The organism is Candidatus Binatus sp. (genome assembly GCF_030646925.1).
Classification (GTDB): domain Bacteria; phylum Desulfobacterota; class Binatia; order Binatales; family Binataceae; genus Binatus.
The window spans coordinates 91,007-99,980 of record NZ_JAUSKL010000021.1 but is presented as its reverse complement, the minus strand read 5'-3'; the positions used below and the strand labels follow the sequence as shown (position 1 = coordinate 99,980).

5 protein-coding genes, 1 tRNA gene and 3 pseudogenes are annotated in these 8,974 nt (G+C 55.4%); 2 read left to right on the top strand and 7 right to left on the bottom strand.

Annotation, left to right across the window (positions count from 1 at the left end; all coding sequences use genetic code 11):
* The 3 genes and pseudogenes from Q7S58_RS02800 to Q7S58_RS02795 form a co-directional block, all read right to left on the bottom strand.
* Positions 1 to 753: pseudogene (locus tag Q7S58_RS02800) on the bottom strand (hypothetical protein); the annotation flags it as partial.
* 439 nt (positions 754 to 1,192) lie between these two features.
* Positions 1,193 to 1,426, bottom strand: a pseudogene (locus tag Q7S58_RS22010) (TIR domain-containing protein); the annotation flags it as partial.
* Positions 1,427 to 1,628: 202 nt separating this feature from the next.
* Positions 1,629 to 1,706, bottom strand: a tRNA-Glu gene (locus tag Q7S58_RS02795).
* A gap of 50 nt (positions 1,707 to 1,756) precedes the next feature.
* Between Q7S58_RS02795 and Q7S58_RS02790 the strand changes: the two genes are divergently transcribed.
* Positions 1,757 to 2,257, top strand: a complete 501-nt coding sequence (locus tag Q7S58_RS02790; RefSeq protein WP_304820582.1) for a transposase — start codon at positions 1,757 to 1,759, stop codon at positions 2,255 to 2,257.
* Positions 2,258 to 2,460: 203 nt separating this feature from the next.
* On the opposite strand, the gene Q7S58_RS02785 is transcribed toward Q7S58_RS02790, so the two are convergent.
* From Q7S58_RS02785 to Q7S58_RS02775, 3 genes are read right to left on the bottom strand one after another with little or no spacing between them, the layout of a single operon-like run.
* Positions 2,461 to 4,506, bottom strand: coding sequence for an AAA family ATPase (locus Q7S58_RS02785; protein WP_304820578.1), 2,046 nt, complete (start codon positions 4,504 to 4,506; stop codon positions 2,461 to 2,463).
* Positions 4,503 to 5,036: a hypothetical protein gene (locus Q7S58_RS02780; protein ID WP_304820576.1), complete on the bottom strand. Its 534-nt coding sequence runs from the start codon at positions 5,034 to 5,036 to the stop codon at positions 4,503 to 4,505. Before Q7S58_RS02780 ends, Q7S58_RS02785 begins: the two co-directional genes overlap by 4 nt.
* Entirely contained in the window at positions 5,033 to 6,367 is a 1,335-nt protein-coding gene (locus Q7S58_RS02775; RefSeq protein WP_304820574.1) for a hypothetical protein, read from the bottom strand. The genes Q7S58_RS02780 and Q7S58_RS02775 overlap by 4 nt, the downstream gene beginning before the upstream one ends.
* 756 nt (positions 6,368 to 7,123) lie before the next feature.
* Here Q7S58_RS02775 and Q7S58_RS02770 point away from each other — a divergent pair.
* Positions 7,124 to 7,951, top strand: a pseudogene (locus Q7S58_RS02770) (DUF4238 domain-containing protein); the annotation flags it as partial.
* A gap of 21 nt (positions 7,952 to 7,972) precedes the next feature.
* Here the strand turns inward: Q7S58_RS02770 and Q7S58_RS02765 are convergent.
* On the bottom strand, positions 7,973 to 8,914 hold the full coding sequence (locus Q7S58_RS02765) for a hypothetical protein (protein ID WP_304820572.1): 942 nt from the start codon (positions 8,912 to 8,914) through the stop codon (positions 7,973 to 7,975).
* Positions 8,915 to 8,974: the final 60 nt, after the last annotated feature.

Below are 8,974 nucleotides of genomic sequence, written 5' to 3'. Positions count from 1 at the left end.
ATCCTGGAGCCGGCCAGCGAAGCCCGGGAATTTCTGACCCTTGCTGCTCTTGAAGCAAATCCCACCGTCGCATTGGCCAAAGGCTACCGGCGCGATCACCCCGCTTCCCGCGTCATCCGATCCGGGACAGGTATAGACGGCCGCGGGACCACCTTTCTTCACATCATCCGGAAGGCTGAAAGTGCTCACCATATAGCCATTCTTCTTGCCCTGCCGGTTCACATCACAGACATTTTGCTCGCCGGCGGTGCTCGAGTAGCTGAGCTGGAGACTGATGCTGTCGCCTTTCAGGATATCGCACTTGCAATAGGCGACTCCGTCATAAACGAAGCAACTCGCCGCGGCGCAGAGCGCGTACCGCTGATTTTTGCAAATCACGAAGGGCGGCTCTGTATCGAGAGACGGATCCAGGTGGAAGCCGAATGCTGATACCGCGGTAAAAAGTTGGACTACCACTATGAAAGACGTAGCTTTAAGGTACCAACGGATGATCCAGGATTTCATTTGTGAATCCTGATAGCAGATTGTGTAGGCGCGGCACCAGTCCGAGGGCGGTACGAAGCGCTCCGATCCTGCAGACCGCGGATCCGCACCAACGGTGCGCTTTGCGCTCGCGTCAAATTTTAAGACGCGACCGGCGCTGCCGGAGAATTTCGACGCGGGGTGGTGATTCGCGCCTGCGCGATGCAATCGCGAGTTCGCGATCGCGCGCGTGTTCGGCGATCCGCGCGGCCGCTTCGCGATGCGCAGCATGTACTCTCGCGAGCATCACGATGTCGCGATAGACCGCGACGGCCACGTCCAGCTGCTTCACACCGTCCGTGATCGGCTGGTGAAACGCCTCTGTCGCGAAATGCTGATTGCTATCGGCACGCGCTGAGAAAACGACGTCGGCGTGCTCGGAAAGCGGCTGCGCGCTCTCTGGCTCGAACTAGCCGGCCGCCGGTCGTTTTTGGCCGAGGAGGCGGACCTGCATCTGACCGACGAAGTTCTCGCGCAGCTTGAGGAGAGGAGGCAGGCGTATATCTGTTCGGTGATGACGATTTGGAACATAAGCCTACGGCGCAAGAGCTTGCTGAGGCGAGCGATGACGATCCCGTTCTGTGCATCGCATGCGAGGGGGTCATCCTGCAACTCTATTTTGAAGCGATCATCAGTCAAGTATCTTCGCGCCGGCATGTTGTTTGTCACCCTACTCGGGTTTGCGAATAAAACCTTCCCGCGTTAACACTCCACGCACCTTTTCGCTGACCGTCATGATATTTCCTTGCGGAAATGGAATTTGCACCAAACCTGCGATGTTTGAGAATTCCTGGCAACCCTCTTCGCGCAGTATGATCGCCTTCTTGAAGCCTAGTCGGCCTTGAAAAAGTCCAGCCTCGTGAATGACATTCTCGCGCGCGTAGAGTTTTTCGTCTGCCTGCTTTGAGCGGCGGCTACATTGGTGAAAACGTCATCCGAATATAGAATGAACCGCGCGCGGGCTAGACAGAATTTGAATCCGTCCATTTCTAAAGTTCGAAATGGGTAAACGATCATACAATAGCTTCGTCGTAGCTACGCGAAGCTCGACCGAGGGCTCTCGAAGCTCATCTCGGGAAGAGAAAACCGTCAAACCTTGAATCTATTGGCGTCCCCGACGGGATTTGAACCCGTGTTACCGACGTGAAAGGCATGTGTCCTAGGCCGAGCTAGACGACGGGGACGTTGAGGCCGAAAATACGAACGCGCGCGATGCGCGCGCCGGACAGCCGAACTGACCCGGAGCGTCAGGAAGAAGGGCGCCGGCAAAGAGGCCAAACTCTGTTACACCGAGAGCGTGCTGATGGAGAATCGCAACGGCATCATGATCGATCTGCGCGTGGGTCAGGCCAGCGGCCGGGCCGAATGCGAGCAGGGGCTGGCGATGCTGCAAGCGGTTCGCGGCGCGCGCCGGATCACGGTGGCGGGCGACAAGGGCTACGACACTGCGGCGTTCGTGGCGAGCTGCCGCGCGCTCAATGTCACTCCACACCTGGCGCGCAATGAGCGGCGGCCGGGTGGCTCGGCGCTCGACCATCGCACCACCAGTTGGCCGGGCTACGCGCTCAGCCAACGAGTGCGCAAGCGGGTCGAGGAGATCTTCGGCTGGATCAAGACGGTCGGCAACTTCCGCCGCACCCGCTATCGGGGCGTGGCGCGGACCAGCTTCGCCGCCTACCTGGTCGGCGCCGCCTACAACCTGCTGCGAATCGCAAAGCTCTGTCCCAGCGGATGAATCGAGTTGCCAGCGAGCCGCACCTGCCATGGCCAACCCGGTAACTACCCGGCTCGCGACCTCAATCCTCACTTCCCACCGTCATCAGACCAAGCCCAGCTCGTGATTCTGCCCTTTCATCAACAGCCTGCTAGAGATTGGCCGGCCGGTGTTTGATTCGATAATCGACGGGACCTAGTTAGGACGCAGGAAAATGGCTTTACCTAGGAAATCTTGGCTGCCCGTAGGACCTCGTGGGGCATTGGATAGACGTCTTGTTGAGTCACGATCTCGGCGGTGCCGCCCTTCGACAATTGTAAGTCAAATCGACGGCCTATATCGCCGCTTGAGCTGCGGAGTCGTCGACAAACGAGGTCCGCTAACGCAGGATCTTCAACAGCAACGATCACCTGGCGGTTTGCCTTTCGAATAGCAGCTAAAATCTCAACGAGATTCAGCGCCCGATAATCGTCGACGTGTTGAACCGGATCGTCGAGTAGCAATGACCGCCAGTGACACCACGGCCTAGATAGGTGGATAGAGAGAAGGAACGCTAGACCGGCAGCTCGTCGTTGCCCACTACTAAATAAGAATTGCGGGTTGTGTCCATCGCCTACTACGAAATTGAGAGACGCCCGCACTCGTCCGCCGAAGTCAACTCCAATTTCTGTCCATTCTGCATGAGGCCTTAAGCGCCGATACAATTCTTTCAGCAGCGGCATGACCGTATCGAATTGCTCGGTCAGGATCTCGTTAGCTACGGTCTTAGCAGCTGTTTCGATTTGCCGGGCAGCTTCGAGCGCTTTTTCGGTCTCGGTAAGTTTCGCAACTTCCCGCTCCAGCTGTTCGCGCAACGTCGCGATTCGTGCTTCCTGCGTTCTCACACGGTCTACGGCACTGGAGGCCTCCAGAATAAAAAGAGCATGTTCCAGTTGGGCGAGTTTTTCTTGGTCCCCTAAGATTAAACTCTGAGCGCTTGCGGGATCACCAGGGGGACCACTGAAGCCATGCCGTTCATAGGTCTCCCGTACGAATGCGATCTCTCGTTCCATTGCAGAACGACGGCTATTTACTTCGGCAACACGGTTTTGGGCGCCGATCAGGGCGCCGTCAGCAGCAGCTGCGGCGGAGCGAGTCCGCGCTAGAGTGGCCGTCGTGGCACTCAGCTTTTGCCCGCGAACAGTCAGGAGTTGCCCAATGGCCGACAAAGCAGCGGAAAATTCGTCTGCTGTACGCGGAGCCTTGCAGAGTGGGCAGCATCCATCTTGGAGACCGAGCGCCGATCCATGTTCCAGAAGTGCCGCCAAGTGTGCCGCATATTGGTCATTTTGGCGTTCCGTGGCATCTAGTTGAGCCGCTTGGAGTAGCAGCTGATCGCTTAACTGTTTTTCGCTGGAGGCTTTCGCTAATGCTGCTTGGGCGGCCTCAACGTCGGTCGCAGCATCGGGGGAACGAAAATGCTGCAGCTCCGGCAAAAGAGCCTTGGCCCGCTGGAGGGCTGTTTCGATTTCTTGCAACGCTGTCTTTCTCGTTGCGATGAAATTTCTGACGGCCTCGGTGCGTTCCTTAAGGGCCGGCGGGAAAGAAACGCCTATCGAGTCTAAGACCTTAAGAGCGTCAGAGACATTTGACGAGGAGCGTTCAACTATGCTTCGTGTCTCAGTAAGTGCTTCCAGCGCTCTTCCCAATTCGCCTCTAACATTCGCGACCCGCTGGTCCTGTCGCTCCTTCGCCATCTTGGCCGCGTTGAAAATGGCGGTCGTCCGTGCTGAGTAGTCCGGTCCGGTTATACCGGCAATCGCAGTCCTCACCGCAGTGAAGCGAGCCTGCTCCGGCAGATCGAGACTTAACGCCGAAATTAACTCGTCCCGAATGAGCGTAGTTTGCAATAAGTCTACCAGGGAGACATTTGCAAAGGGTTTAGAGAGTCGCGCCACGATTTCCTCGGGCGCAGGGCTGCCACCTTGCTCGCGAGTACGAGTCACTTCGAATGGTTCCGCATTGTCATCGATGAAGCCCACAGACACGTAGTGCTTCACTGCCTTGCCAGCGCCTACCCACCAAATATGCTCGTCGAGACCGCCGTCGCGTGCATCTCGCACCCTAAACTTATTGATTGTGCCTGTCAGAGCGAAGTCGATGGCGTCGAGGACGGTGCTCTTGCCGGCACCATTACGACCAGTCAGCACGGCGAAGCCAGATGGCAAGTCAAATCGGACCTTATCTCGGAAGCCTCTGAATCCAGCAATTTCGACGTACTGGAGTTTCATTTGGATGCCGTAAGTAAAGGCACAACTTCCGCTGGCTTAAATCGATCGTCCAGTGCAGCCTCTGTCGCGGCAGGAGCGATTGTCGCTATGCGCTTCCGGAGGCGCTCAGTTAGATCCTCCATTCTCAGCATAGGCTGCTGTTGAAGCGGAAGTATTGGCAGCAAGGCTGTTACCAAATCTTCGCGGCCCGGCAAATCACAAGCCGCGATCTTGCGGGTGCGCTCGAGGTTCTCTGCAATCCATTGAACCTCTCTGCGCTCACTGTCGCTAGGGGCTGAGGAGCAAAGGAAAATGGAGTAAAAATTCCACGCTTTGTCCCCAGCCTCTCGAAGATGTGGAGCATACTGAGTCAAGAGTGCTGTCTCTACATTTCGCCAACGCGCGAGAAGGGTTGCAACGTCGTCGAATACACAGGCGAACCCCATAACCACTTGATCCTCAAAACAAACAGCAGAGACGCTTGAAACTAGCCAGGTTTGGTAGCCAGCCTCCTGCAGTATGCTCTGCACCATTTCTTTGATGTCGGTCATAACCCCAGCTCACTACGTGCCTGATCAAGCGTAAGCCACGCCGACCCGCCGCCAGATGGTGTTCGCACAATACTATGGCCGCGCCCCGCGGCAACAATCTTCGCAGGAACCGCCAAATCTATCGCCCCGGCGCATACAGTGATGTCCGCTTGAGAAACAACAGGGGATTCTTTGTAGCGTTCTCGCACTGTCGCCAAGTCTTGCCCCGCGCCATGCACGATTCGAATAGTCTTGCCTCCGTAAACGTACCACGAGCCGTCTCTTGTGGCACTGGCATGGATCAGCAAGAGATGGAAGAAGGCAGCTTGTGCCGCCTCGGGCGGGGGCTCCTTTTTTTGGGCCGCTCGGTAATAGGGATGGCCCTCTACATCGCGGCGGAGGTTGTAAAGAGCGTCACCCCCCATTTCTATATGGGGCTGGACAGATGACGCAGAGTAGCTACCGCCGCTGCCCTGGAACAATGGCTTTCCCAACTCGTAGAATCTTTTTACCCATGTCTTCGAGAAGGCGGTACGCAGCTCCTCGAGAGCTTTCCCACCATCAGCTTGTATATGCTTGAATTTGATGCCGGCGCCCGTCAGCCTAGTCCAGAGCATTGGCGCTTTGGCTTGTAAGTCGGTGGAGCTTAGCGGATCGATAACTGTGACGGAACCAAACGGCGTGGTCGCCATAGCGTCCGCAAGGACATCATTGAGATAACCCCAATCCGTCCAGAATCCGACGAGCAACAAATCTTTTCCCGGCAGGTTCAGCTTCATCCAGTCCGAACATGACTTAACCCGCTGCTTGACAGGGTCCAGTGACAGTTGACCTTGCGTCCAGAGTGTCTGTTCGCGAAATCGCGTGAGGCATCCATGGAATTTCAGCAAAGGCGCACTTTCAGCAAAGTATATAGCGTCCTGAGCCGTAAGCGCGCCCCGCATCGCGACCTTTCGCGAGCACGCCCAATTCTCAATCAGAGGATCAAAATTTGCTGACAAAGCGGCTGCTGCTGCGCGACAGATGAGAAAATCGGCCACTGCCGCATGACCTGTATTTGGTTCTCCGACTAGTTCATTCCACGGAACGAGACTACCAACAAAAACGCTCTCGAATTGCCCGGTCCCGAAAAAGTGCCCGGCCAACAAATCGACATCGTCCCGCAAATTCGCCGGAAGTTCCTCTATGCTCTTGTACTTGTCGTAGCAGTGCCGCGAGACCTTAACTGCTGACATCAGATTGCTCGGGTCGGGAATTGATAGACCGGCACCACAAAACAGAACTAAGCGGTCAGCCTCGATGCTCCCGAGCAAGTATTTCAGAGTGTTCGCGTTCAAAATCATGTTGCCCAAGTTCCCAAAACCCCTCGAGCTTGAACAAACCCCTGGTAGCGGCCTTGGCGCTGTTCCGCTCTAGCCACCACCGCTTCCGAGCTGAATGGTAGCACTCTATGGACTGCGTGTCACCGTTTTTGCGTTCATGATGTACGGCTTAGTTGTCGGCTGCAGCAGTGTGTGGCACTTCGGTTTCTGCGACGATGGGAGTCAAAAGACTCTCAATGCGGTGCACTGTCGTGGTTATTCTGGCACGGATTCCGCGTCCGCTGCGTTTTCTGCCGCTCCAGGCGACTCCTCGCCCGGTTTCTCCACGAAGACGCCTTGGAGGAATGCCCGCAATTGCCCATGACCTGTGAAAAAGGGGTCAGAAATATGCGTGCGAACCGTAAGCGAGCGCCCTTGTTCGCTGTTCTGCTGACAGTATTCCTGCTATGTAGTCGGTCGACGACCACCGCTTCAGATTGGGGTAGCTGTGCCAGCGATCTCGACGACATTCATTCGGCTTCGGACGCTGCCGCTGATGCAGTTCGTGAAGCCGAACAGGCACAGGACGACGTGGAATCGAAACGGTCGGACACTCCTTTCAATATCCCCGCGTTGTCGAGGAGAGGGAAATGTTGACTGGCTTCACAATACGACATCATGATCGCGAAGCAGATGCCCGACGGCGAAGCCGGAGTCCCCGTGGTGCTTCATCGGGCCCACGAGTGAAGTGCCGCGACCGCATCCAGGAGAAAGCAATCTACGACTCTCACAAGACGCAATCACTATAATCCGCAGATGCTGTCGCGTCGGTTCGCTGACGAGGACGGCGCACTTTTTTTCTTCGACAAAGCCAACCCTCAAAAAGGCGTCCAGTTTACTCGACCGTCGAACTTGTTTGTGAAGCGGCATCTTTACAGCTCTGAGAGAAAAGATGGGAGCAAGGACGCGTCGCTCGAGTCAGAGTTCAGGGATTTAGAAGGTCTGACGGACCAAATCATTAGAAAAATAATCGAGGCGGCCAGGAGAGGACAGTTGCCAGCTTTGAGTTCCGAGGAGCGGCGGACATGGGATTTGTTCTTCTACTATCAATTGAAGAGGTCTCCAGAGGCGATTGAAGCACTTTTAGGCGACTTTGATTTCGATTCCGCAGTCCGGGAAAAGTTCGAGCTCTATGAAAAATACTTCGGTCGTCCCATAAGTCAAAAGATGCGCGACGATGTTCAAAGTCCGGCGGCGCTGAAACGGCTGAGGCAATCTGTGATTGTGCAGGTAATGCGCTATCAAAGCCCGCGGGTGTTAAAAGCCTTGGGCGAAAAAGGACTGGGAATCGTAATCATCAAGAAGGCTAGAAAGAGCTTCGTTCTGGGGAGTCACGCTATGGTTAAGCTCACTCCCCCAGAGAAGACTCCGCTTTCCGATCCGCGTATCGAGTGGTGGCTTCCAATTGCGTCCGACGTCACGGTCTCGATCATGGCTTCGCCGCCGCCAGAAAAGCTAGTCGATAGTCCGGATGATCGGCATATTCGGTCACTGAACAAATTGGTTTTCAAGCAAAGCCGAATCATCGCCGGCCGGTCGAGGGCATTGATCGCTTCCTTGGCGGGGTGCGACTAACGGAGGAAGCGCAAAGCCTGTTCACGGTCCAGCTATTTGGCTGGCTTCACGCCAGACTCGAACTACTGTGTCCGCTTCTTTGACAAATCTCTCAACTTCGGACTCGGTCAGTTTCGACAATTTCACGATAGGTTGCGCTGCGTGAAGGAACTTCGAGGAATCGAATCCTGGAAGTTTTGAGACGGCAGAACGGAACGCTTGGACAGCATCAACTGGAGCGCCGTTTTCTAAGTTGACGTTAAATGCACCTTGCAGATCTCCGCGCGAGGCCCAGAATATTGAGCGCTTCGTGCCATTCACGTCAGCCCTGAAAGCCAGGCCCACTTGACCCGGCCTAACTTCATGGCCTAGTTCAACCAATAAATCGATCAACAATTTGAACAATTGACGACTATGCTCATCCGGACAGTTCGCAAGTGCTTCTTCAATCGTGACACTTGCAGGAGCAGCTGCCGTGGATGTCTGTACAAACTCACCATGACGCTGCGGTGCTAGTATCTCCAAGTCTCCCAATTTGTAAGTGCGAAGTTCCAGTGCTTGAAGTTTCAGCCCAGGTCCGCGGCTTGAAACATATGCGATTATTTTTTCTAATTGCTCATTCATCTCATCAACAGCGATGAACAGATTGAAGATGCCGGATCTCAAGTTCGCTGTCACTATTTCACGGAACCCGTCGGGCAGCGGCTCGGAAGTTTTGAGGCGCCATAGCTCGGCGATGGGTTTACCTTCCTTCGCCAGGAAAAGAGCGTCTAGCTGGTCGTACGAGATCGTCCACAAGTAAGCCGCATACTCTAGAATTTGTCCAATTACCTTACGCCGCACTTCCGGATTTTTAGCGAGTTTAGTTTCCACGATCAAAACGTTGCCTTCGATATCGACACCCAGCAAATCGGTATAGCCGGAGCCGGGGTTTGTCTGTGCTTCCCCAGACGCGCCAGAAGAAAGCTCAGGGCCGCGTTCCACACGGTAACGCTCCTCGGAGGTTAGAGACGCAATGAGCCAGAGCCGTCTCTCGCGTTTCGG